The organism is Brevibacterium linens ATCC 9172, assembly GCF_900169165.1.
Classification (GTDB): domain Bacteria; phylum Actinomycetota; class Actinomycetes; order Actinomycetales; family Brevibacteriaceae; genus Brevibacterium; species Brevibacterium linens.
In genome coordinates this window covers 1-22,345 of sequence record NZ_FXYY01000031.1, presented here as the reverse complement: position 1 = coordinate 22,345, position 22,345 = coordinate 1, and the positions used below count along the sequence as shown (strand labels likewise).

Here is a 22,345-nt window from a genome sequence, read left to right as displayed (position 1 = left end):
ACGGATCGGTCCATGACCGCCCGACTACGGATCGGTTGATAACTGTTTGACCACGAATCGACTCAACCGCATCCGCGCCGCCTCCACAGCTGATGTGATGGTGACGACCGCCCACCACGAAACCGGCGATCACGATACTTCTCCCGTCGCAGCCACACCGTCGCGACGGGACCGGAGCACGAACGAAGGAGTCTCATGCTGACAGGAATTCCGTCCACCCTGGGCGACAGCTACCAGCTCAACACCACCAGCCTCATCCGGCACGCAGCGACCGTCTTCGGTGATGTCGAGGTCGTCTACCGCCGTTCTGACGGCTCCTGGGGCCGGTCGAACTACGCCGACGAGTTCAAGCGCATGGCTCAGCTCGCGCAGGGCCTCGCCGACCTCGGCGTCGGCGCCGGCTCCATGGTCGGAGTCCTCGACTGGAACTCCCGCCGCCACCTCGAGCTCTACTTCGCCGTCCCCGGTGTGGCCGCGACCATGCTCCAGCTCAACCTGCGTCTGGCTCCCGAAGACCTCGCCTACGTCGTCAGCCACTCGAAGTCGGACTGGATCTTCGTCGACGAGTCTCTGCTGCAGGTCGCCGAATCGCTGGCGCCGAAGCTCGACGTCAAGGGCTGGGTCGTCATGACCGACAAACCGATCGCCGAGATCGAGACGAGCCTGAACAACGTCGTCTCCTACGAAGATCTCATCGCCGACAAGCCCGAGACCTTCGACTGGCCGGTCGTCGACGAGAAGACCGCCGCCTACGCCGGATACACCACCGGCACCACCGGCCGGCCCAAGGGTGTCTACTACTCGCACCGCTCGATCTACCTGCACACCATGGGCGGTCTGGCTGCACTCCACGCGGGCTTCGACGACTGCGTCATGCCCATCACCCCGATGTTCCATGTGCTGTCGTGGGGATTCCCGCAGAACGCGGTGGCCGCTGGTGCCAAACTCGTCCTGCCGGGCAAGTTCGCCGCCGAGGAGTTCGGCGCCATCGCCCAGGCCTTCGTCGAGGAGAAGGTCACCCTGGCCAACGGCGCTCCTGCCATCTTCGGGCCGATGCTGCAGATGATGAAGAAGATGCCGCAGGCCCCGGACCTCAGCGGTGTCCGTCTTGTCTCCGGGTCGTCAGAGCCGCCGCTGTCGATGATGCGCGGGTTCAAGGAGGTCACCGGGGCCGATGTCATCCACGGCTACGGTGCCACCGAGACCACGCCGCTGGCGTCGACGAACTGGAAGATCCGTCCCGGTCTCGACCTCGACGAGGAGGAGAAGTGGGATCTCAAGCGCTCGCAGGGTCTGCCGGTCATCGGCGTCGAGATGAAGACCGTCGACCCCGAGGGCAATGAGCTGCCGCGCGACGGAAAGTCCATGGGCGAGCTGCTCATGCGCGGCCCCTGGATCACCGAGTCCTACTATCAGCTGCCCGACAATGCCGATCGCTTCCTCGACGGCTGGTGGCGTTCGGGCGACGTCGGCACCATCGACGAGTACGGGTACCTCAAGATCACCGACCGTCTCAAGGACGTCATCAAGTCCGGAGGCGAGTGGATCTCGTCGATCGACATGGAGAACGCGATCCTCGACAACCCCGACGTCAGCGAGGCCGCCGTCATCGGCGTCCCCGACGAGAAATGGGATGAGCGGCCCGTCGCCTACGTCGTCGCCAACCCCGGCGCCGAGGTGACCCGTGAGTCGATCGTCGAGACCCTGAGTTCTCGTTTCGCCAAGTGGCAGATGCCCGATGAGGTCAAGGTCGTCGACGAGATGCCGCGCACCTCGGTGGGCAAGCTCGACAAGAAGCTGCTGCGCAAGGATTGGGAAGAGTCCTGATCGCAGGGCTGATCCGGTAAGGGGTCGGTCGAGCCCTGGCTTGACCGATCACAGCAGCAGCCAGCCGATGAGCCCGGCACCGATCACCGTCGCCCACGCCGGGACCTTCCACATGGTCGAGGCAACGAAGGCGGCGACGGCCAGGGCCAGGGTCGCAGGCGAAGTGATCCCCGCGACGAAGACGGGATCGTAGAGCGCGGCCCCCAGCAGCCCCACGACGGCGGCATTGACTCCGGTCAGTGCCGCCGTCGCCGGTTCCCAGGCGCGCAGCCGTTCCCAGAACGGCAGGATCCCGATCACCAGCAGACCGGCGGGGAGGAAGATCGCCAGCAGGGCGATGCCGGCGCCGAGGATGCCGGTCGGTCCCGACGTCATCGACGCGCCGAGGAACGCCGCGAAGGTGAACAGCGGACCGGGGACGGCCTGTGCGGCACCGTAGCCGGCGAGGAACGTGTCGTGATCGATCAGCCCTGTGGGCACGAGTTCGGCCTCGAGCAGGGGCAGGACGACGTGGCCGCCGCCGAAGACTAGGGCCCCGGCCCGGTAGAAGATGTCGATGAGGCGAACGGTCGCGTCCCCGGTCGCCGCGGTGAGCGCGGGCAGTCCGAGCAGCAGCGCGGCGAAGGCGATGAGGGCGGAGACGCCAAGTCGCCTGGCGCCACGCGAGGCAACGCGGGTCTCGGCGGGGGTTTCCCGATTCTTCGCCCCTCTGTGGGGCCGTTTCAGCCAGACCAGGCCGAGCACTCCGCCGAGGACGATCGCGGCGATCTGGACGAGGGCCGTCGGCATGATCGAATCCGGGATGACGAGCATGAGGATGAGGGCGGCCGCGGCGATGCTCGCCCGCTTGGCATCGGGGGTCAGCGTTGTCGCCATCGACCGCACGGCACCGGCGACGACGGCCACCGCGGCGGCCTTGAGTCCGAGCAGCCATCCGGCATCGCCGAGCTCGCCGAAGGCCGAGAGCCCGAGCGCGAAGAGGGTGAGCAGAATCGCCGACGGCAGAGTGAAGGTCACCCACGCGGCGGCGAGCCCAGGCAGACCTGCTCGGCGCAGCCCGAGTCCCATGCCGACCTGACTCGACGCGGGGCCGGGCAGCATCTGGCACAGGGCCACGAGGTCGGCGTATTCGCGGTCGTCCAGCCAGGAGCGGCGGCCGACGAAGGTCTCGCGGAAGTACCCGAGGTGGGCGACGGGGCCGCCGAACGACGTCAGGCCCAGGCGAAGGAACGATCCGGCCACCTCGGCGGTGCGGGCAGGTGCAGTGGTCATCGGATCAGTGAACACGAATCAGGTGACGCAGAGGTGAACGGGCCTCAGGGGTGGTGGAGGAGATAGGTGCCGCCCTTGAGGCAGGTGTCGACGACCCAACCGTCGCCGACGAGGCCGGTCAGCGCGGTGCGCAGCGCCAGTCGCCAGCGGCTGGCGAGGTCGGCATCCTGGCCGCGCAGGTCCTCGATGTCGGAGGGGAAGTCGAGTGAGACGAATTCGGTCTCCTTCGGCACTTCGCTCAGCAGCGGCTCGCCGTCATCATCGGCGCGCAGGCAGGGGAAGGCCGATCCGGGATCGACGACCGAGGCCCGTGCCGGACGGTCGAGCGGCCAGGACACCATCATCCGGTCGCTGGCCTGGCCGGAGTTCACTCCGTCGCGCATCTGCCCGTAGAAGTCCTCGAGGTATTCGACCATGCCGACGCCCAAACGCTGGAAGTTGAAGTACGCGTTGCGTGCGATGAGGGGGTCGAAGGTCCAGGTCATCTCGGTGATGCCCAAGTTGAGGCACCACAGACGCTGGTGCAGCTTCATCGCGGATCCGGCGCCGCGGCCGATGATCTGGTGGCGGACCCCGGCGATATGCGAGTGCATGACCGTGCCCAGAGGCTGGCCGAAGAAGCCGATGGTCACACCGATCATCTCGTCGGGTTCGTCGACGCTGTACGCAGCGGAGACATAGTTGCCGGCGTGGGCGAAGGCGATGATGAGGCTGGGTTCGAACACGTTCGTGCCGGTCTCGTCGACGTTCCAGACTTCGTCGAGCAGCATCGAGGCCCTGGCCGCCTCGTCGGCGGTGTGGATCTCGCGCACGTCGATGCGCGCGGTCTCCGCAGCGGCGGCGTATTCGTCCTCCGCCAGGGCGAGGATCTCCGAGTCCACTGTTCTCAGTTCTGGGTTCGCGCTCATGGGTTCATTGTGCCACCCGATGCCACCACCGGCGGGAGACGCACGGCAACGATTCGACTACGGAGAACGGGCCGGAGCATGCCCACACGCGCCTGGGTGAATGTCCTCGTACGCCCCGGTGAACTCCGCCGTCAGAACGGATGGGGCAGGTATAGCCTGGACGCATGAGCTCAACAGTCGCCGTCATCGGCGCCGGAACCATCGGCCGATCGTTCGCCTTCCTCTTCGCCCGCAGCGGGTACACGGTGCGGGTCTTCGACCCGCGTCCGGACCTCGCCCAGGTGGTCGCCGGGCTGCAGGCCGAGGTCACCGCCGACGCTTCCGCCCGGAATGAGCTGGCCTCGCAGGTCGGCACCGTCGAAATCGCCGAGACCGTCGAAGCCGCCGTGGCCGGTGTCGTCTTCGTCCAGGAAGCCGGTCCCGAGGACCCCGAATCGAAGCCGGTGCTGTTCTCCCAGATCGCCGAGGCGGCTCCAACCGAGACCGTGTTCGCAACCTCATCGTCGACGATCCCGGCCTCAGTGATCGCAGCCGCGCTCCCGGAGTCCGCAGCATCCCGCGTCATCGTCGGCCACCCGTTCAATCCGCCGCACCTGATGCCGCTCGTCGAGGTCGTGCCTTCCCCGCAGACCTCCCAGGAGACCGTGGACGCCGCCGTCGAGTTCTATCGCAGCTGCGGCCGCGAGCCGGTGGTGCTGCGGCGTGAGATCCGCGGATTCGTCGGCAACCGGCTGCAGAATGCGCTGATGAAGGAAGCGATCTCGCTCGTGCAGAACGGGGTCGTCACCGCCGAGGATCTCGACTCGGTGCTGAAGAATTCGCTGGGTCTGCGCTGGTCGGCCATCGGCCAGTTCGAAGGCATGCACTTCGGCGGGGGAGAGGCCGGGATCCGCGGGTTCATGGACCATATCGGCCCGGCCTTCGCCGCCATTGAGGATCTGCCCGTCGACGTCGACCCCGCAGCCATGGAAGACGTCTTCGAGCAGGTCGAAGAAGCCTATGGCCCGACGCCGACTCCGCAGGCCGCCGCCGTCCGCGACCGGATCCAGAAAGCGGTCCTCGAAGCCCGCGGTCAGGGGCGCTGAGACGCATTCGTCCCAAATAGAGGTCAGTATCGGATAACTTCCGGGCTCAGAAGTATCCGATAGTGACCTATTTTCGGGGCCGCAGGGACTCAGACCGCTGCTTGGTAGAAGTACGTGGTGCGTTCGGCGATGAGACCCTCGGTGTCGAAGAGGAAGAAATCCGCGAATCCCACCGAGGTCTCCGAGCCGTCCTTGAGGCGGCCGCTGAAGACTCCGCGACTGGATGCGCGGTCGCCGTCGACGATGATCTCCTGCAGCGAATGCGCACCGGAATCGATGACGCGTTCGCCGTGGTAGAAGTCGGTGATCTGCTGGCCGACCATCGTCGGATAGCCGGGCCGATCATAGCTGGCGTCGGCGGCGAACAGCGCCGAGGTGGCGCCCGCATCTCCGGCATCGACGGTGGAGTAGTAGCGCTTCACGAGTTCAGTCACACTGGGCATGGCACTACCGTAACAGTGACCCATGACATAGTCCGGCCCGGCCCTCGGCGGATCGATCCGGACCCCTCGGGCCACCGAGCTTCTCGTCGACCTCGATCGTCATCTGATTTCGCATATCCATCCTGCATCGGGTTAGTATCGACCTGCTAATGATAACGAGTCGCATTAACTAGAGAGTGCGAATGATGAAACGACACATGCTCGGATCGGCGGTGGTCGCCTCGGCGCTGCTGCTCACCGGATGCCAGGCAGGCGACGACGCCACCGACTACGACGCGGTCGGCAAGGACGAGAAGACCGCGGGCGCCGCAGACAGCAAGGACGACAAAGGGCACGCCCAGGAGCTCGCCGGTGCCCAGCCGCGGATCGTGACTACCTACGACGGAGGGATCCTCACCCTCGACGCGACGACGCTCGAGGTCATCGACGACACGAAGATTGAGGGCTTCAACCGCCTCAACCCCGTCGGCGACGGCCGCCACCTCATGGTCTCCGTCGCCGAAGGCTTCCGCCTCTTCGACGCCGGAGTCTGGACCCAGCCCCATGGCGACCACACCCACAGCTACGCCGCCGACCCGCAGCTCACCGACACCGTCTTCGACACCGAACTGCCCGGACACGTCGTCAACCACGGCGAGGCCACCGTGCTCTTCGGCGACGGCGACGGCAAGATCCAGACCTTCGACACCGAGGACTTCTCCGACGGCGCCCCGAAGCCCCAGGTAACCGAGGTCGACGAACCCCACCACGGTGTCGCCGTGAAGCTGGCCGACGGGTCGATGCTGCGCACGGTCGGCACCGAGGACGAACGCTCGGGTGCGAAGGTCGTCGACAGCTCCGGCAAAGAGATCGCAAGCAGCGACGAGTGCCCCGGAGTCCACGGCGAAGCCGCTGCGAAGGACGAGGTCATCGCGCTCGGCTGCGAGGACGGAATCCTTCTGTACAAGGACGGGAAGTTCGAGAAGATCGACGCTCCCGACTCCTTCGGTCGCATCGGCAACCAGTCCGGCAGCGACGAATCGCAGTACATCCTCGGCGACTACAAGGTCGACGAAGACGCCGAACTCGAACGCCCCGAACGGGTGAGCGTCACCGACACGAAGTCGGGCAAGCTCTCGCTCGTCGACCTCGACGCCTCCTACAGCTTCCGATCCCTTGGCCGCGGACCCGACGGGGAGGGCGTCGTCCTGACCACGGACGGGAACCTCAAAATCATCGACCCCGCCACCGCCTCGGTGACGGAGGAATACCCGGTCATCGACGAATGGGAAGAACCCGTCGAATGGCAGAAGGCCCGCCCGACGCTCTTCGTCCAGGACGAAGTCGCCTATGTCAGCGATCCGGGAGAGAAGAAGATCCACATCGTCGATCTCGAATCCGGTGAGGTGATGGCCGAGGAAACGCTGCCGCACGCACCGAACGAACTCACCGGCGTCACCGGCTGAGGACCCTCGGCAGACACTGACAGCGACGCGAAACCGGACTGGACCCGACCCGGCGGTGCCCGTGAACGCACCGCCGGACCGGGCCGTCCGCCTCGGTGACGGCTGGGAATCCGCCCAGGAAATGAGCCCCCCGTTGCCGACGCCGGCGTTCGGCCATAGCGTGGGGGATGGACCTGCGATCACACCACAGGAGATCGCACAACCCCGTCGAAGTGAAAGAGGACTGCCATGACCACCATGTATCGCGTGACCGACCCGGCGACCGGCCAGGTCGCCGAAGAATTCCCCACCGCCACCGACGCCGAGATCCTCGCCGCCCTCGACCGTTCGGCGACGACATTCGACGAGTGGAGCCGGACCACGGTAGCCGAGCGCGCCGCACTGCTGACCCGCGTGTCCGAGATCTACGCCGAACGCGCCGAAGAGCTCGCCGAAGTCATCAAGCTCGAAATGGGCAAATCCGTGCCCGAAGGCAAGGGCGAAGTCCAGCTGTGCTCGATGATCTACAAGTACTTCGCCGAAAACGCCGAAGCCTTCATGGCCGACGAACCACTGCGCGGACCCAAGGACGCCACCGCCATGATCCGCCGCAAGCCCGTCGGCTCGCTTCTGGGCATCATGCCGTGGAACTTCCCCTACTACCAGGTCGCCCGCTTCGCCGCCCCGAACCTGGCCCTGGGCAACACCATCCTGCTCAAGCACGCCCCGCAGTGCCCCCGCTCGGCACAGATCATGGAAGAGATCTTCATCGAGGCAGGCCTGCCCGAAGGCGCGTACATCAACATCTACGCCAGCAACGAGCAGGTCGCCGACATCATCCTGCCCGACCCGCGCAACCACGGAGTGTCCCTGACCGGATCCGAACGCGCCGGTGCCGCCGTCGCTACCGAGGCCGGAAAGAACCTCAAGAAGGTCGTACTCGAACTCGGCGGATCCGACCCCTATATTCTGCTCGACACGGACGACGTCCAGAAGTCCGCAAAGACGTTCTTCGACTCCCGCATGGGCAACACCGGCCAGGCCTGCAACTCGCCCAAGCGGATGATCGTCATGGACGACATCTATGACGACTTCGTCTCCTCCATCACCGAGGCGGCCCAGAAGAACACCCCTGCCGTTCCCGGCGAGGAGGGCTCCCGACTGTCCCCGCTGTCCTCGGTGGCCGCCGCCGACCGCTTCGTCGAGCAGGTCCAGGACACCGTCAGCGAGGGCGCGACTCTGCTGGCCGGCGGCAAGAAGTACGACGGCGGCGGAGCCTACGTCGAACCCGTTGTTCTCACCGATGTGCAGAAGGGCATGCGCGGATACTACGAAGAGCTCTTCGGACCCGCTGTGATCGTCTACAAGGTCAGCAGCGAGGAAGAAGCCGTCGAGCTCGCCAACGACACCCCGTTCGGACTGGGGGCCGCCGTGTTCTCGACCGATATCGCCCGTGCCGAACGCGTCGGCGACCAGATCGATTCCGGCATGGTCTTCCTCAATGCCCCCGAAGGAACACGCGAGTTCCTGCCCTTCGGCGGAGTCAAGCGCTCCGGCGTCGGCCGGGAGCTCGGACCGCTGGCCATGGACGAATTCGTCAACAAGCAGCTCGTGTACAAACAGAACTGATCGAGGTGCTCGGAGCCCTGCGAATCCGGGCTCCGATCGTGACCGGGTTGTGATCGCCGTCAGGGCGCTGTCTCCTACCGGGAGACAGCGCCCTGATTGTATGCTGAGACCACACACAGCCAATTCTCATAAATCTCAGCGGGAGGTCTTCCCATGTCGGCACCGAAGCCGTCGACCCAGGTCAACGCCGCAGCCTCAAAAGGGATCATGCGGCCGGTCAACCGATTCCTCGAACAGTGGATTCCCTCGGCCCTGACCTTCGCCATCGTCCTCACCCTCATCGTCGCCGTCCTTGCGTTCATCTTCACCGATGCGGGCCCGACCGACGTAGTCGTCGGCTGGGGTGAGGGACTGGCCGGACTGCTCGAGTTCATGACGCAGATGTGTCTGATCCTCCTGCTCGGCCACATCCTCGCCAACACCGGACCCGTGCGGAAACTGCTGGCCTGGCTCGCCCGCGTCCCGGGCAACGCCACCTTCGCCTATGTCTTCGTCTTCCTCGTCGCCGCTCTCGCCAGCCTCATCACCTGGGGCCTCGGCCTCGTCGTTGGCGCTCTGCTCGCCCGTGAGATCGCCGTGCAGTCGCGCGAACGCGGGATCAAGGTCCACTTCCCGCTGCTCGTGGCCGCCGGATACTCCGGATTCGTCGTCTGGCATATGGGCTATTCGGGATCGGGCCCGCTGACCGCGGCCACCCCTGACTCCTTCCTCTCCGAATCCCTCGGCGGGCAGACGGTTCCCGTCTCCGAGACGATCTTCGCCGGCTGGAACCTGCTGGCCATCGCCGGCGTCATCATCGTCTGTGGTCTCCTCTTCTTCCTCGTCGCACCCAAGGCCGGTGCCCCCGTCTACGAACTGCCCGCCTCGGTGAGCTCGGAGACGCAGTCGCAGGCCGACAATGAGGTCGTGACACCGGCCGATCGCATCGATGCCTCGCGCATCCTCACCCTCATCATCGGTCTGGCGCTCGTCGTCTACCTCGTCATCCACTTCGCGCAGGGCGGGGGACTGACACTCGACATCGTCAACTGGTCGTTCCTCGCGCTCATCCTGCTGCTCGTGCGCAATCCCTTCGAACTCATCCACCTGACGAAGGAGGCGGCATCGAATGTCGGCGAGATCCTCCTGCAGTTCCCGCTCTACGCAGGAATTCTCGGCATCATGTCGACCACCGGACTCATCGCGGTGTTCTCCGACGCCATCGTCTCGATCGCGAACCCGGCCTCGTTCGGGGTCCTCGCGCTCATCTCGGCAGGACTCGTCAACTTCTTCGTCCCCTCCGGCGGCGGACAGTTCGCCGTACAGGGCCCGATCATGCTCGATGCGGCCAATCAGCTCGGCGTCGACCCGTCGGTCGCGATCATGGCCGTGTCCTACGGTGACCAGTGGACGAACATGCTCCAGCCGTTCTGGGCGCTGCCGGTGCTCGCCATCGCCGGGCTGAAGATGCGTGACATCCTCGGCTACACCGTCATCACGTTCCTCGGCGCAGGGGTGGTGATGGCGGCCGCGCTGCTCTTCGTCTCCCTCTGAGCCCCGCCTCGGCGAGGGTGAGCCGCTGATCTGCAGAATCGCGTGGCATAACAGGACAAATGACCGGAAGTGTCTATGTGGTAACCTCCATTGTTGGCCGTTCCCGTGGAACCGGGGATTCGGCGAGGACGGAATATCTTTCAGCAACAGCCGTTGATCATGCCCGGTTGAGCATGTCGTTCGATCGGGTCCGATGCCACGACGCAACAGCGTCCGGATAAGGAGCACAACCATGTCAGCATCAGTCGACACCCCGCCGGGTGAACCGAAGGGAGAAGCGAAGGGCACGGTGAAGCCGTCGCTTCCGCCCCTGAATAAGCGTGTATTCGCGGCCGCGGCCGCGGTGGCTCTCGCCATCACCGTATGGGCTCTGATCTCACCGACCAACGCCGAGGCGGTCCTCGGTGCCGTCGTCGGCTGGACCTCCGATTGGTTCGGTTGGTTCTACGTCCTTCTCGTTCTCGTCGTCCTCGTCTTCGTCATCTACCTGGCGGCCTCTCGCTACGGCAACACGAAGCTCGGCCCCGAGCACTCGAAGCCCGAATTCGGCCTCGTCGCCTGGGCGTCGATGCTCTTCGCGGCCGGCATCAGCACCGACCTCATGTTCTTCGCCGTGGCCGAACCGGTCACGATGTACCTCACCCCGCCGAGCACGGAGCCCGAGACGGTCGCCGCGGCCCGCGAATCCACCGTATGGGCGCTCTTCCACTACGGCCTGAGCGGTTGGGGACTCTACGCACTCATGGGTATGGCTCTGGCGTACTTCGCCTACCGGATGAACATGCCGTTGGCGATCCGCTCGGCGTTGGCCCCGATCTTCGGCAAGCGTGTCCATGGCGCTTTGGGTGAGACGGTCGACTTCGCTGCTCTGCTGGGCACGATCTTCGGTGTCGCCACCTCGTTGGGCATCGGCGTCGTCATGGTCAACGTCGGCCTCAACACGGTTTTCGGGATCCCGGTCGGCACCGCTGCCCAGGTCGGCATCGTCGTCGTCGGTGTCGGAGTCGCCACGCTTTCGGCGGTCTCGGGCGTGGACAAGGGCATCAAGTTCCTCTCCGTCCTCAACGTCGTGCTCGCCATTGCGCTGAGCTTCTGGGTGCTCGTGGCCGGGAACACGCAGTTCCTGCTCAACGCCTTCGTCCTCAACGTCACGGACTTCGTCCGCCTGTTCCCGGACATGGCCGGTCAGACCTTCGCCTTCGAGGACACCGGAACATGGATGACCGACTGGACCCTGTTCTTCTGGGCCTGGTGGATCGCCTTCGCTTCGTTCGTCGGTCTCTTCCTCGCCCGCATCTCCCGCGGGCGCACGATCCGTCAGTTCGTGTTGGGCACCCTGACGATTCCGTTCATCTACATCTTCATGTGGATCTCGATCTACGGAAACTCGGCCCTGGACATCATCCGCAACGGTGATGTGGAGTTCGGCGAAGCGGTCATGGTCAGCCCCGAAGGCGGCTTCTACGACCTGCTCTCCCGCTATCCGGCCTTCTTCCTCATCGCGGGTCTGGCCACGCTCACGGCTCTGCTGTTCTACGTCACCACCGCGGACTCTGCGGCCCTGGTGATGGCGAACCTGTCGTCGAATCTGCGCAACCCCTCCGAGGACGGTCGCGCCGGTCTGCGGATCTTCTGGGCCGTGCTCACCGGTGCCCTGACGGTGGCGATGCTGCTCGTCGGAGGCATCGGCGCCCTGCAGAGCGCGACGGTGATCATGGGCCTGCCCTTCGCCTTCGTCGTCATCCTCGTCATGATCGGTTTGTACAAGGCGCTGCGGGTCGAGGCGAACCGCGTCGACAGTGTCGATACGACCCTGCCCGGATCCTTGGCCCGTCGTTCCCGGGGTCCCGGTCACGAGACCTGGCAGCGTCAGCTCGGCCGAGTGCTGTCCTTCCCGAATCGGGCGCGCGCCGAGGAGTTCGAGCAGAAGGTCCTCATTCCCACCCTCCACGAGGTGGCTGCAGAGATGGAAGGCCGCGGAATCTCGTCACGCTGCGGTCGCGTCGACAACGAAGGTGTGTTCGTCGACGACGGCGAACTCTTCCAGTTCGAGGTCGACGGAGACGGGGAGTACCCGTTCCGCTATCAGGTGTGGCCGCACAAGGTCAGCGTGCCGTCGTTCGGTGGAATGGTTCCCCGCGGAACCGGCGAGGACTACTACCGGATGGAGGTCTACCTCGACGGAGGCACCGGTCAGGGCTACGACATCATGGGCTTCTCGAAGGAGCAGATCATCGATGACGTGCTCGACCAGTACCAACGCCACGTCGAATTCCTGCAGCTGCAGGAGAACATCATCCACGGCGATGACTGAATTGCGGCATCCGGATGACTGAATCTCACCGGGTGAGTGCGACGCCCGGGATCCCGGCCTGACGGCCGGTGGTCCCGGGCGTCGTCATTTCTCCGCACGCACGGTGCGCAGGGTTCGGGTGACGGACAGGGCCGTCAGCCCGCTGGTGGCAGGGTTCTCCGGGCTCGGGGAGGAGCGGATGTCGAAGGAGAACTCGCCTGCGGACCCGGATGCCCGAATCCGGTGGGCGGACTGAGTCTGACCGGCCACCGCCTGGAGTTCGACCTGCACCCGCTTCAATGATGCGCCGAGTAAGTCGGCATCGGTTCGTTCAGCTGCGCAATCGGTCGACACCGCGCTGGTCCCGGAGGCTGAAGCGGGCGCAGCAGACTTCAGTCCGCGGGTGGCCCACGCGAGAGCGACAGCGATATTGACGTTGGCCGGGAACTTCTCGATCGCCTCGGCGGGGTTGCCCGTGAACACTGTCAGGGGGCCGTCCTCGGGGCGGAGGTCACGCAGACGCTCGGCTTCGGTCTCGGACATCCACGGCCGGATGAGCCCGCTCGCCTCCTTCGAGGTGGTGATGTCGACGCTGTCGAGGCCATCGGCCTGAGCCGCCGCCTCGAGCACGTCGAGTCCGCCGACCGCCCCATTGGTCACATGCAGCCGGCCGGGGCCGGAGAGCAGCCTCGCACGGGTCTCCGGCTCGGCCAGGGCGCCGACGCTGGTGAGGACGAGCGGACGGCCGGCCGCGATGGCAGCCGGACCGAGCTGTGCGGCGGCAGGCACACCGGCGCATTCGACGATGACATCGAAACCGGAGAACATCCTCGGCGAGGGCGTCTGTCGGTCGGTCAGAGTGGGACGGTCGACCACCTCGGCACCGTGATCCGGGCGGTCGGCGTGCTTGGTCCGATCCGAGACGAGGGCGGTCAGGCGGAGTGTCCCGGAGGCGAGCTCGGGGGAGAGCAGCTGGGCGACGTGACGGCCGATGGCACCGAATCCGAGGAGGAGCACTGAGGTCATGGCCGCACCCTATCGGAGACGACTGACGCAGAGAATACTGAAGACAGGTTCCCGAGGCTCAGAACCGCGCGACTGCCGGCCGCAGGCGACCGGAATATGGGGCGCGCGGGTGATGTCAGCCCGACGCGATACGGTTTGAGGATGGACGACGAATCACAGCCGAGCTCACCGGGCGGAGCCGTCATCGGCGACGACGGGCTGGCTCGCACCCCGTGGGCGTACGGCGACCCGATGCTGTTGGACTACTACGACAGCGAATGGGGTCTGCCCATCCACGACGAGGCCGGCCTGTTCGAGCGGATGAGCCTCGAAGGTTTCCAGGCCGGATTGTCGTGGCTGACGATCCTGAAGAAGCGGGAGCGATTCCGTGAGGTCTTCGCCGGATTCGATCCCGACGCCGTTGCCCGATTCGGCGACGACGAGGTCGAACAGCTGCTGACCGATCCGGGGATCATCCGCCACCGCGGCAAGATCGAAGCCTGCGTCAACAATGCTGCGCGAGTGATCGACCTGCGTGACGACGGCGGCTTGGATGCCCTCCTGTGGTCGCACCGGCCTGCGCAGACGCCGCGACCGCGCACAGTCGCCGAGATCCCGACGACCGGACCGGAATCCGTGGCCCTGTCGAAGGCACTGAAGAAGAAGGGCTTCCGCTTCGTGGGACCGACGACGATGTATGCGCTGATGGAGGCCATCGGCATGGTCGATACGCACCTGCTCGATTCCCACCGCCGAGGCGCTTCCGGAGTGTGGTCGCAATGAACGACATCCGCGTCTCCGCGCTCGCCCTCCTCCACCCGCAGCGCCGGGAGCTGCTCATGGTGCGCAAGACCGGGACCAGTTCCTTCATGCTGCCCGGCGGCAAACCCGAAGAGTCAGAGACTGCTGAGGACACCATCGTGCGTGAGATCGCCGAGGAGCTCGGACTCGATCTGGACCGGCACCGTCTGCGTGCATTGGGAACGTTCGCTGCCGCGGCGGCGAACGAGGCCGATCACCGTGTCATCGGTGATGTGTTCTGCTACGACGGTGTGCCCGAGGCACTCGACGTCGAGAACATCGAGCACCTGGCCGAGATCGCCGAAGCCGGTTGGTTCCCCATCGACCCGCTGCCCGCAGATAACGATGTCCGCCAGTTCGCGCCGCTGACCCGCGACGAGGTCATCCCGGCACTGCGGGCCGTTCAGAGATCGGCCGGTTGACCGAGTCGAAGGTTCAGCCCCGAGCCTGTCGCGAATAGGCGATGAGTGCCCGATACAGATCGATCGGCGCGCAGTTGGCGCCCTTGGCGAGGGACTTCATGAGTTTGCGATAGGTCTGGTAGTCCATCTGCGCCGGGTTGTCCGTGGGCACGAGGTTGTAGTCGTGCAGCACTATCAGCGCCCGGGAATCCATGATGGAGAACTTCTTCGGATTCACGACGGTGAGCAGAGTGCTGGCCATCGGGATTCCCACTCCGGGCAGCATTCGCAGCAGCGGCAGACGGAAGCGGTTGGGCGTGTCGTCGTCGAGGGCGACGCCGGTGACGAAATCGATGTCGTCGGCCGAGATCGCCTCGAGCCCCGGGAGGACTCCGACGGCCTTCCACTCGGCGACCTTGAGGAAGTGCTTGCGTTTGTACGATTCGCGGACCTTCGTCTTCGGGCCGATGTCGCCGAAGATCTCCGATTCGAGGTCCGTGAGGACATAGTGCGGTTCGTATTTGAGGACGAACGCGGTGTCGACGGTGCCGCTGGGAGCGTCGCGGTTGAGTTCCGAGCTGAGTTCCGATGAGTTCATGGACCGATGGTAGGGGACTTTTCTGACGAGCAGGTGAACACTTCTGGGCCGGATGGACGGCAGAGGGGGCGGACACGGCCGATGCAGTGTCGATGTCGTAACCTCGGACTATGACCCCCGAACACCCGTCTCAGGCGACGTACACCCCGGCCCTGCTGGGCCTGGTGTGGACGGCGATGTTCGGGTTCTCCGCCTTCTTCTTCAGCTATTCGACGATGGTGACGATTGCGGCGACAGACGGGCTGTCGACGGTCACCGGCGGGTCCGTTCTGACGACGATGATGATCGGTGTCATCGTCGCCCAGCCCTTCGCCCCGTGGGCGGGCCGGGTCTTCGGGTTCAAGGCCTCGCTGCTGTTTGCTCTCATGTTGCAGTTCTTGGGCCAGCTGCTCGGGCTTTTCATCACCCCGCCGCTGTTGGCGCTTATCCTCGCCGGACTCTGCGGGGGCACCGGGTTCGGGCTCTTCGTCGTCCTCGCCAATGCGGCGGTTCCGGGCACGACGTCACCGGGACGGATCGGCAAGGCGCTGGGCTTCTTCGGCGGGATCACCTCCCTGGCGGCGGCCGTCGGAGCACCGCTGGGACTGTGGCTGGTCGAGACGATCCCGATCTGGATCTTCCGCATCATCGTCTGCGGCTGTCTCCTCCTGGCCATCCCCACGGTGCTCAGATACGTGCCCGGTCGGTCGCCTCGGCGAGGGAACGACGATGCGGGAGAATCGGCGCGAGGTAGCGAAACGGCCGGGATCCGGCCCGGTCGCAACGAGAAGCGGAGCCGGCGGAAGGTCGGGCGCCGGGCGGGGGAGGCCCTCGGGCTCGTCCTCATGCTCTCACCGTTCCTCGTCGGCATGATCGTCTTCGGGATCATCGTCGGCTTCGGGCCGGGCGAAGACGTCGCGGCGGCGGCTCTGTTCATCGCGGGCATGCAGGTATCGGCGGTCATCGGACGCTTCGTCGTCGGAGCCGTCTCGGACAGCTTCCCGCCTTTCGCCCTCAATATCTTGGGTCTCGTCCTCACCGCGATCGGACTGGTCTGCGCTGTCGTCTTCTACGGTGCGGCGCTGTTCGTCGCGATGCTCATCATCGGACTGGGCTTGGGTGCCATGCAGTCGGCGAGCCTCGTCATGGCCTTCGCCTCGGTGAGTTCGCCGAGCCGGGCCAGCGTCGCCTGGAATATGAACTTCGACATCGGGCTGGCCATCGCCGGGGTGGTCGGCGGGCTCGGCTTCACCTATCTGGGGTCATCGTCGACCTTCCTCGTGTGCGCTCTGCTTCTGCTGTTCGCCGGTGCCCTGTCGTGGATCGCGCGGACGATGCAGATGCGCAGCACCGGGGACAGCTGAGCCGGTTGCGGTGGTGAGCACGGGCGGGAGTTGCCGGGGACAGCTGAGCCGGTCGTGGCTGGGCACGGTTCGGAGCTGCCGAGGGGACCGGCTCGGCGCCTGAGGTGCCCCGGGGTCACTTTTCGGCGGTCGTCTTCTGTCCCGGTTCGAGTCCGTGGGAGTTCTTGATGAAGAACGCACCGATGACGCCGAGGATGCCGACGCAGGCAGCGACGAAGAACGCGACGTTCGCGCCGTGGACCAGGCCGGCCATCCCGTAGGTCTCCGGATTGCGCGCGGCCGAGGTCATGACTGTCACGAGCGCTGCTGTGCCGACGGAAGCGGCGATCTGACGCATCGTATTGTTCAGGGCGGTGCCGTGGGGGATGAGGTGCGAGGGCAGCTGGTTGAGCGCGGCCGTGGTCACCGGCATCATCACCATGGCGACTCCGAACATGCGCACCGTGTTGACCACGGCGAGGTAGACGAACGAGGTGTCCGTCTCCAGGCGTGCGAAGAGGAACGTGGTTCCGGTGAGCAGGATGAAGCCGGTCACGGCCAACCATTTGGCACCGATGGCGTCGAAGATGCGACCGGTCACCGGAGACATCAAGCCCATCATTGCGGCGCCCGGCAACAGGGCCAGTCCGGACTCCATGGCCGAGAAGTCATTCATGTTCTGCATGTACAGCGGCAGGACCATCATGCCGCCGACCATGACGATGAACACGCACATGCCCAGCAGGGTGTTGAGGGTGAACATGCGGTAGCGGAGGATGCGGAACTCGAGGATCGGCTGCTCGAGTTTGAATTGCCGGGTGATGAAGAATGTCAGGCAGATCGCACCGACGGCCAGCGGGATGAGCACCTGGGCGCTGATCCAGCCGGCGTCACCGGCGGTGCCGAAGCCGAACAGCAGCCCACCGAACCCGAGGGTGGAGAGGATGATCGAGAGGATGTCGAGTCGGGGGAAGGTGCGCTCGGTGACGTTCTTGAGCAGGAAGTACGCGACCACGAGGTCGATGATCGCGATCGGCAGCATCATGTAGAACAGCGTCTGCCACGGCAGGTGGTCGACGATCCAGCCGGAGAGGCTGGGGCCGATGGCCGGGGCGAAGGCGATGACGAGGCCGAAGGTGCCCATGGCCGATCCGCGCTTCTCGACGGGGAAGATCGCGAACAGGATCGTCTGCATGAGCGGCATGATGATGCCGCCGGCCGAGGCCTGGATGACGCGGCCGATGAGCATCACCGGGTAGACCGGGGCGATCGCGCAGACGATCGTGCCGAGGATGAACAGGCCCATGGCGGTGAAGAAGAGACCGCGTGTCGTGAACTTCTCGATGAGGAACGCGGTCACCGGGATCATGATGCCGTTGACGAGCATGAAGCTCGTCGTCACCCACTGAGCCGCGCCGGAGGTGATGTCGAAGTACGACATGAAGTGCGGCAGGGCGGTGTTGAGCAACGTCTGGTTGAGGATGATGACGAACGCGCCGGAGACGAGGATGGCGAGAACGAGGTTCCGGTTGATCGGGGCGCCTTCTGTCGGGTCCGTCTGAGTCTCGTCTCCGTTCGCCAATGGCATCCCCTCACCTGTTCGTCGTCTGTGTCTCTTCTCGTCTTCCAGCGACAGCCTGACCGGAGCAGTGCGCTGAATCGGCCCCTCATCGCGCCCGGAAATAAATTCTTTGGTTATATAACCGCTTCATGCAGTTTAACGTACGACCCTCGCCGAGGTGGCCCCGGGTCGGTGTGAGATTCGCTGAGTTCATCGTCCGGCCCGGTGGCGGATACGCCCCGTTGGTGCGGGCACCCGCCGCTGGTGCGGAACGTCCGCCGCTGGTGCAGATGATTCCGACCGCGGCCCCACAGGGGGAGCGCGGTCGGAATCATGACGGTCGGCCGCCTCGGTGAGGGGTCAGGTCAGGCGGGTGGCCGGCGACTGTGTCTTGTTCGGGTCGGTCTCCGGCAGGTCGCCGAGGATGTCGTCGATGCGAGTGAGGACGTCCGTGTCGAGGGTGACCCCGGCGGCCTCGGCGTTCGAGGCGATCTGCTCGGGGCGGGAGGCGCCGACGAGGGCGGTGGCGACGTTGTCATTGGCCAGCACCCAGGCGATCGCGAGCTGCGCCATCGTGATTCCGAGCTCGTCGGCGATCGGTTCGAGCTTCGCCACGGCCGTGAGCTTGTCGTCGTGAAGATAGCGGCTCCTGATCGATTCCGCGCCGCCGCCGTCCTCGTCGGTCGCCCGGGATCCGGCAGGGACCGGCTGGCCGGGCTTGTATTTGCCGGTCAGCGCACCTTGGGCGATCGGGGACCAGACGATCTGCGAGATGCCGAGTTCCTTCGAGGTCGGAACGACCCGTTCTTCGATGACGCGCCAGAGCATGTTGTACTGCGGCTGGTTGGACACGAGCTGGATGCCGAGGTCGTCGGCCAGGTGGTGGGCGGCGCGCAGCTGGTCGGCGTTCCATTCGCTGACGCCGATGTAGAGGGCTTTGCCGGAGCGGACGATGTCGGCGAAGGCGTGCATCGTCTCTTCCAGCGGAGTCTCGTAGTCGTAGCGGTGGGCTTGGTAGAGGTCGACGTAGTCGGTGCCGAGGCGGCGCAGCGAGCCGTTGATCGACTCCATCATGTGCTTGCGCGACAGACCGGTGTCGTTGTGGCCCTTCGGTCCGGTCGGGAAGTAGACCTTCGTGAAGATCTCGAGCGACTCCCGCCGCTGGCCTTTGAGCGCATCGCCGAGGACCTGCTCGGCGACGGTGTTCGCGTAGACGTCGGCGGTGTCGAAGGTCGAGATTCCCGCGTCGAGGGCGGCGTGCACGCACTTGGTGGCGGTGTCGTTCTCCACCTGCGAACCGTGTGTGAGCCAGTTGCCATACGTGATCTCGGAGATCTTGAGTCCGCTGTTTCCCAGATATCTGTGTTCCATGACCTCAGCCTACGACCGGGCGGGGGAGTGGGGAACCCCCTCGCCGAGGCTGTGGCGGCGCAGGCGGTGAGTGCGCGGCGGGTGATCGTGGTGAGTACGCGACGCAGGTGGTGACTGCGCGGCTGGCGCGTGCGGCCACGGAGCGGCCCCGGCACGGTTTGAGTCAGTAAGCACTGTTTCAAATCAGTGCTTCTCGACTTTAAGTGTGCTGTGAAGAAGATGCCGTTCGGAAGGCTCTGTTCACCCTAGGCCGGGCTGCTCACCCTCAACTGTGCCGTTGCGAGGAAGCGTCGAGTCGGGCCGCAGTGGGAGGACCCTGGAGTATCAGTGCGTCGGGCCGGCGTTCTCCTCGATGTGCCCGCGCAGGGTAGCCGCGAATGCTGCGGAGTCACCCGAGCGCAAGTGGGTGACCAGTGCTTCGTGTTCGGTGATGATCTCATCACAGCGGTCGAGCAGGCGACGGCTGATCATGAACAGACTGAACCGGTGCCGGTCGGAGAGCAGTGCGTACATCTCGAGCATCACCTGGTTGTCCCCGGCCTCGACGAAGCCGCGGTGGAACTCCAACGTCAGGTCGATGAACCGGGCGACGTCCGCCTCGGCGAATGCGGACCGCTGCTCGACAATGAACTCCTCGAGGCGGGCAGCCAGCCGCTGCCGCATGGGTTCGGAAGCCCGCTCGACTGCGGTTGTCTCGAGTACATGGCGGGCATCGGCGAGCTCGGCGACCGTGCGTTCGTCGGCCGCGGACTTCCGCATCGGCAGCAGCGACTCCTGGTAATCGATGCCCGAGGTGCGCATCGGCATCCCTTCGGTACTCGAATCGGTCAACCTCCACCGCCTCATGGGCTGGACGAAAGCGACCGAATTCGTCCTCACCGGCGACCGGTTCAGCGCGAAGACATGCTGGCCTGCGGGTTCCTCACGACATCGTCGCCGAGGTGGCCTCCCCGGTTGAGGAAGGAGCTGTGCCCGATGGCGGGAGAACCGCGGTCGACGAACGCGCGCTCGCCTTCGCGGCGAAAGCAGAGAGACAATAGCCTGAGTACTTAACGAACGATTGAGGAGGACGCGTGACAGACAACGAGGTCACACCACTGCCCGAGGCTTTCTACCTTCCTCGCGGCGAGAACGAATTCGACTCGACCCGGGCTACGACGAGCCCCTGGGACGAACGCATGCAGCACGGCGGCCCGCCCGCAGCGCTGCTCACCCGCGCAGTCGAACGCGTTCGTGAAGACAAAGCGATGAGCATCGGCCGGTTGACGATCGACATGCTCGGCCCCATCCCGCAGGGCCGCATCCGCACCGAGGCGACCATCGTCCGACCCGGAAAGCGCATCGAACTCGTCGAAGCCAAACTCTGGGCCGAAGACCGTCTTGCCGTCACCGCGACCGCGTGGCGGATGCGCTCGACACCCGAATCCAGCGCCGAGGTGGCTGCGAACTTCGACACATCCTCGGTGCCGGAACCGCAGGAGCAGAAGTACTTCCCCGGCATCAGCCCTGACTGGGGCTACGGGCGTGCCATCGAATGGCGATTCGTCTCCGGCGGCCTTCAGGAACTCGGAGCCGCCGACGTCTGGGTGCGTCCGCGCATCCCGCTCGTCGCAGGGGAGGACACCAGCCCGATCCAGCGCTTCGTCATCGTGGCGGACTCGGCGAACGGCGTCTCGGCGGCTGTGCCCTACGGGGAGTGGACGTTCATCCCACCGTCGCTGTCACTCACCTTCGCGCGGGAACCGCGATCCGAGTGGCTGAACATGAACGTCCGCACCCATGTCGGCCCCGATGGTCGCGGTGTCGCCAATGGCGACCTGGCTGACGAGATCGGCTACGTCGGCGCCGTGACCCAGCCGCTGCTCATCGCCCGACTCTGAAACTCTGAGGGCATGGAGTTCCTCGGGCTGGTTCTCATCGGCTGCTTCGTCGGCCTGACCACCGTGCTCTTCGGGTTCGGCGGAGGCTTCGTCACGGTCCCGATCATCACCCTGGTCGATGCGGACCTCGGACAGGACACGGCACGGGTGGCGGCGGCCACCTCGGCGCTGGTGATGCTCGTCAACGCGATCGTCGCGACGGTGTCGACGAAGCGATCGACGCTCGCCCACCTGACGGGGCGGTGGTGGCTGCTTGGACTGCTCGCGCTCGGGGGAGGACTGGGTGCGTTCGCGGGAAGGTTCGCTCCGGAAGTGCTGCTGCAGTGGGGGTTCGTCGCGTATATCGCGGCCACGGCCATCGATCTGCTCGTTCGGCCCGGGTTCTTCCGGCGTAAGGCTGCAGTTGTCGATGAGGTCGGCGAGGTCAGTGAAGGCGGACGCGGAATCGGAGCGGCCTGGGGTGTGCCGATCGGTGGGCTGGCGTCGTTCCTCGGCGTCGGCGGATCGGTGATGACGGTGCCGATGATGCGCCGATCCGGGGCGACGGTGACCGTGGCCACGACCCTGGCCAACCCGCTGACCTTGGTGATCATGAGCCCGGCCGTGCTCGTGACGATCCTGACCCCGGCCGCGATCGACGCCCCGGGCATCGTGGGATCACTCGACCTGGTGGCGGCCGCGGCGCTGCTCATCGGCGGATTGCCGATCATCGTGTTCCTGCGCCGCCGAGTGCCGAAGATCCCCGAGATCCTCCACGCCTGGGGCTACTTCGTGCTGCTGCTTGCGGCCGGAGTGGTTGTTGCCGTGGCGTGAGGGGCGGGCGCCGACCGCTCACCTTAGCCTTGATCCACCGATGCGAGTAGCCGGATCAAGCCGCGCGTGAAATGGAAATGCCCCTTCTGAACTGGGAAAATGATGATGTTCGAAGTCAACATTCCCGTTCAAGAAAGGGGCACCTCTCAGGTGCTATTCAACCACACACCCGCGTCTGT

At 65.5% G+C, this 22,345-nt stretch carries 19 protein-coding genes; 11 read left to right on the top strand and 8 right to left on the bottom strand.

Going from position 1 to position 22,345, the window contains the following annotated elements; all coding sequences use genetic code 11:
* Positions 1-195: 195 nt before the first annotated feature.
* Positions 196-1,827, top strand: a complete 1,632-nt coding sequence (locus tag BLIN9172_RS15950) for a long-chain-fatty-acid--CoA ligase (RefSeq protein WP_101555929.1) — start codon at positions 196-198, stop codon at positions 1,825-1,827.
* 48 nt (positions 1,828-1,875) lie between these two features.
* On the opposite strand, the gene chrA is transcribed toward BLIN9172_RS15950, so the two are convergent.
* Complete coding sequence (gene chrA / locus BLIN9172_RS15945; protein ID WP_101555928.1) at positions 1,876-3,099, bottom strand: chromate efflux transporter; 1,224 nt, start codon at positions 3,097-3,099, stop codon at positions 1,876-1,878.
* Positions 3,100-3,143: 44 nt separating this feature from the next.
* Positions 3,144-4,007, bottom strand: a complete 864-nt coding sequence (locus tag BLIN9172_RS15940; RefSeq protein ID WP_052239896.1) for a hypothetical protein — start codon at positions 4,005-4,007, stop codon at positions 3,144-3,146.
* Between the two features lie 164 nt (positions 4,008-4,171).
* Here BLIN9172_RS15940 and BLIN9172_RS15935 point away from each other — a divergent pair, with 164 nt between their 5' ends.
* A complete protein-coding gene (locus BLIN9172_RS15935; protein WP_101555927.1) occupies positions 4,172-5,092 on the top strand; it encodes a 3-hydroxyacyl-CoA dehydrogenase NAD-binding domain-containing protein in 921 nt (306 codons plus the stop codon).
* Between the two features lie 89 nt (positions 5,093-5,181).
* Here BLIN9172_RS15935 and BLIN9172_RS15930 read toward each other — a convergent pair whose 3' ends face one another.
* Positions 5,182-5,535 (bottom strand): nuclear transport factor 2 family protein, encoded by a 354-nt coding sequence (locus BLIN9172_RS15930; RefSeq protein WP_062241413.1) that lies wholly within the window; start codon positions 5,533-5,535, stop codon positions 5,182-5,184.
* 182 nt (positions 5,536-5,717) lie between these two features.
* Here BLIN9172_RS15930 and aztD point away from each other — a divergent pair, with 182 nt between their 5' ends.
* The 4 genes from aztD to betT all read left to right on the top strand — a co-directional run bounded on the left by aztD (position 5,718) and on the right by betT (position 12,435).
* A complete protein-coding gene (aztD, locus tag BLIN9172_RS15925; RefSeq protein ID WP_205751075.1) occupies positions 5,718-6,980 on the top strand; it encodes a zinc metallochaperone AztD in 1,263 nt (420 codons plus the stop codon).
* A 228-nt stretch (positions 6,981-7,208) separates the two neighbouring features.
* On the top strand, positions 7,209-8,588 hold the full coding sequence (locus BLIN9172_RS15920) for an NAD-dependent succinate-semialdehyde dehydrogenase (protein WP_101555926.1): 1,380 nt from the start codon (positions 7,209-7,211) through the stop codon (positions 8,586-8,588).
* 153 nt (positions 8,589-8,741) lie between these two features.
* Positions 8,742-10,121 (top strand): short-chain fatty acid transporter, encoded by a 1,380-nt coding sequence (locus BLIN9172_RS15915; protein WP_101555925.1) that lies wholly within the window; start codon positions 8,742-8,744, stop codon positions 10,119-10,121.
* Between the two features lie 232 nt (positions 10,122-10,353).
* The gene (betT, locus tag BLIN9172_RS15910) at positions 10,354-12,435 is read left to right on the top strand and encodes a choline BCCT transporter BetT (protein WP_101555924.1); all 2,082 of its coding nucleotides are present in this window, start codon (positions 10,354-10,356) and stop codon (positions 12,433-12,435) included.
* A gap of 84 nt (positions 12,436-12,519) precedes the next feature.
* On the opposite strand, the gene BLIN9172_RS15905 is transcribed toward betT, so the two are convergent.
* The gene (locus BLIN9172_RS15905; RefSeq protein ID WP_101555923.1) at positions 12,520-13,440 is read right to left on the bottom strand and encodes an aspartate dehydrogenase domain-containing protein; all 921 of its coding nucleotides are present in this window, start codon (positions 13,438-13,440) and stop codon (positions 12,520-12,522) included.
* A gap of 141 nt (positions 13,441-13,581) precedes the next feature.
* Here BLIN9172_RS15905 and BLIN9172_RS15900 point away from each other — a divergent pair, with 141 nt between their 5' ends.
* Both BLIN9172_RS15900 and BLIN9172_RS15895 read left to right on the top strand, forming a co-directional pair.
* On the top strand, positions 13,582-14,202 hold the full coding sequence (locus tag BLIN9172_RS15900; protein WP_180956982.1) for a DNA-3-methyladenine glycosylase I: 621 nt from the start codon (positions 13,582-13,584) through the stop codon (positions 14,200-14,202).
* Complete coding sequence (locus BLIN9172_RS15895) at positions 14,199-14,642, top strand: NUDIX hydrolase (protein ID WP_101555921.1); 444 nt, start codon at positions 14,199-14,201, stop codon at positions 14,640-14,642. The genes BLIN9172_RS15900 and BLIN9172_RS15895 overlap by 4 nt, the downstream gene beginning before the upstream one ends.
* A gap of 13 nt (positions 14,643-14,655) precedes the next feature.
* On the opposite strand, the gene BLIN9172_RS15890 is transcribed toward BLIN9172_RS15895, so the two are convergent.
* Positions 14,656-15,219: a hypothetical protein gene (locus BLIN9172_RS15890; RefSeq protein WP_101555920.1), complete on the bottom strand. Its 564-nt coding sequence runs from the start codon at positions 15,217-15,219 to the stop codon at positions 14,656-14,658.
* 110 nt (positions 15,220-15,329) lie between these two features.
* Between BLIN9172_RS15890 and BLIN9172_RS15885 the strand changes: the two genes are divergently transcribed.
* A complete protein-coding gene (locus BLIN9172_RS15885; protein ID WP_101555919.1) occupies positions 15,330-16,562 on the top strand; it encodes an MFS transporter in 1,233 nt (410 codons plus the stop codon).
* A gap of 115 nt (positions 16,563-16,677) precedes the next feature.
* Here the strand turns inward: BLIN9172_RS15885 and BLIN9172_RS15880 are convergent, their stop codons facing one another.
* The 3 genes from BLIN9172_RS15880 to BLIN9172_RS15870 form a co-directional block, all read right to left on the bottom strand.
* Positions 16,678-18,129, bottom strand: a complete 1,452-nt coding sequence (locus tag BLIN9172_RS15880; RefSeq protein WP_101555918.1) for an MDR family MFS transporter — start codon at positions 18,127-18,129, stop codon at positions 16,678-16,680.
* A 333-nt stretch (positions 18,130-18,462) separates the two neighbouring features.
* A complete protein-coding gene (locus BLIN9172_RS15875) occupies positions 18,463-19,473 on the bottom strand; it encodes an aldo/keto reductase family protein (protein ID WP_101555917.1) in 1,011 nt (336 codons plus the stop codon).
* A 324-nt stretch (positions 19,474-19,797) separates the two neighbouring features.
* Entirely contained in the window at positions 19,798-20,304 is a 507-nt protein-coding gene (locus tag BLIN9172_RS15870; RefSeq protein ID WP_240812200.1) for a GntR family transcriptional regulator, read from the bottom strand.
* 242 nt (positions 20,305-20,546) lie between these two features.
* Between BLIN9172_RS15870 and BLIN9172_RS15865 the strand changes: the two genes are divergently transcribed.
* Positions 20,547-21,353 (top strand): thioesterase family protein, encoded by an 807-nt coding sequence (locus BLIN9172_RS15865; protein WP_240812199.1) that lies wholly within the window; start codon positions 20,547-20,549, stop codon positions 21,351-21,353.
* A gap of 12 nt (positions 21,354-21,365) precedes the next feature.
* Positions 21,366-22,166, top strand: a complete 801-nt coding sequence (locus BLIN9172_RS15860; RefSeq protein ID WP_101555915.1) for a sulfite exporter TauE/SafE family protein — start codon at positions 21,366-21,368, stop codon at positions 22,164-22,166.
* Positions 22,167-22,345 lie beyond the last annotated feature (179 nt).